This window comes from Persicitalea sp., assembly GCF_041751555.1.
Lineage (GTDB): Bacteria > Bacteroidota > Bacteroidia > Cytophagales > Spirosomataceae > Persicitalea.
This window is the reverse complement of sequence record NZ_JBGSXF010000279.1, coordinates 1-2,157: the sequence shown is the minus strand read 5'-3', so window position 1 is coordinate 2,157 and position 2,157 is coordinate 1. Positions and strand designations below refer to the sequence as shown.

Below are 2,157 nucleotides of genomic sequence, written 5' to 3'. Positions count from 1 at the left end.
CGCTCGATCACACTTTCCTGGATGCGGGACGCGAATATGTCGCGCACGCCCAGATTGATTACGGCTTTACCGCCTTTCAGCTTTTTCCGCAAGCCGAGGTCTGCGAAAGCGTAGCCGGAAACCCGACTCTGCACTGTGCGGTAGCCGGACTGGTAGTTACCTACTAGTTCAAGATCGAAATCGGCAGGTAGTTTGATTTTGGAAGTTAGTCGCGAAGACCACTGGTCGCCGCTGAAATCGAAAGACTGCTGCTGAAATTCGCCTTCTCGCACAAAATAGTTGAGGTTGAAATCACCGTTAAGTTTGAGCCATTGGTTCGGACTGTAATCACCATTCAATTCAAGACCCGTCGTTCGGTTCGTACCGATGTTCATGGGGCGGGTCGTATTGACGTTGTTCTCGAAGGTCGATACCCGTTCGATCACGGCGTTTGTATAGCGATGGTAAATGCTGGCGTTGATCGAGGCTTTTGAAAGATTATAAATGCTGGTAATCTCGAACGAATCAGTAAACTCAGGCAGCAAATCCGGGTTGCCGACGCGGATGTTGTAGTTGTTCCTGATGTTAAAGAACGGGTTCAAGTCCCAAAGCCGGGGCCGATAAATGCGCCGGGAATACCCTGCCTGCACCGATACCTTATCGGTCAACTTGTAAGAGCTATGAACTGTGGGAAATAGGTTAGTGAAGTTGAGATTGTTGGTTTCGTTAGTGTTAACAAGTAGCGTGCTCAAATCCGTATTTTCCACTCTCAGTCCCAGTTTGGCTCCCCACTTTTTGCCCTCGTATGAACCCGTTCCGTACACACCCAGTACTTTCTGGTTATACTTGAAGTTATTGGTCAGCGCGTCGATGGTTGTCCAGGTGCCATCTACCAGGTTTTGGACCGAAAAGTCGTTACCGACGTCGTTAATGAGGTACTGCGCACCCGTTTCTATTGTGATTTGCTCGGTAATTGGATCGGTGTAGTCAAGCTTAAAGGTGTTATCAGCCTGAAGGAATTTTGTGTCAGTTCGTTGGTCGTTATTAAAATTATCGCCCAACACCGGGGTATTGATAAACTCGGACGATTGATCTTTGCCAAAAAAACTACCGATGGCACTGAATAGCAAGACGTGGTCTTCATTATCCTCGAACTTCTTTTCGTACTGCAGCTCATACTGCCACTTCGGATTGGTCGCTGTGGTCGTTTCCTGGCGGTTCCATTTTGATGCCAGGGTATTGGTGCTATCGAAGAAACTGAAATCGTAGCGAGAAGGCTGCTTCTCCACTTCATAGGCAAAGTTGCCGGAAAGCGTGATGACATTCAGCGGATTGATGTGGTAATCCGTGCCGAGGATGACGTTGTAGAAAGTCTCGTTGCGGTACTCGGTGCCAATGCTGCTGACCGTAGTGTTGTTGACGAGATCCCGGTTGATGGACTCGCCATACTGAGGAAGCGACCGGGTACCCACACCCAGTTGGGTGAAGAGGTTGAACTTTTCGGTACGTCGGTTCAAGCTAAATCCTAAACTATGGTTGTCCGGGATGCCCGTATTCAGCGTAACAGAGCCGTTCATTCCCTTCTTTTCTTCCTTTTTCAGGATGATGTTCAGAATGCCGGAAGTGCCCTCGGCGGCGTACTTGGCCGACGGATTGGTGATGACCTCGACGCTTTCGATCATGTCGGCAGTGATCGTACCCAGGGCATTGCTCTGCTGATCGGCCATGACCGATGGCTTGCCGTCGATCAAAATTTGCACCCCGGCGCTTCCCCGGAGGCTAATCTGCCCTTCGATACTTACCCTGACTGAGGGTACGTTATTCAGTACTTCCAGGGCGCTGGCTCCGGCGCTAACCAAGTCTTGGCCCACGTTAAACACCCGCTTGTCTAGCTTAAATTCCGTCCTCGACCTTTCGCCCCTAACCAGAACCTCATCAAGAACTTTGCTGTCTTCAACCAACTGAATGACCCCTAAGTTGACCTTCCCGTCCACAATGCGGAGATCCCGCTTGCTCAGCGACTCGTAGCCGATGAAGGTGACTTCTACGAAAAAGTCCTGTGCGCTGGTGGCGATGCTGAATTTGCCATCTTCGCCCGTGGTCGTTCCGGTGACGGCTTCGCCCGTTTCTTTATTTCCGATCATCACCGTCGCAAACTGAATGGGCTGTTGGCTCAGT

Annotated in this window: 1 protein-coding gene; it reads right to left on the bottom strand. The window is 50.4% G+C overall.

Going from position 1 to position 2,157, the window contains the following annotated elements; genetic code table 11:
• Nucleotides 1-2,157: TonB-dependent receptor domain-containing protein (locus ACEW8P_RS09775; RefSeq protein WP_373512899.1), on the bottom strand; the 2,157-nt coding region annotated here is incomplete at both ends.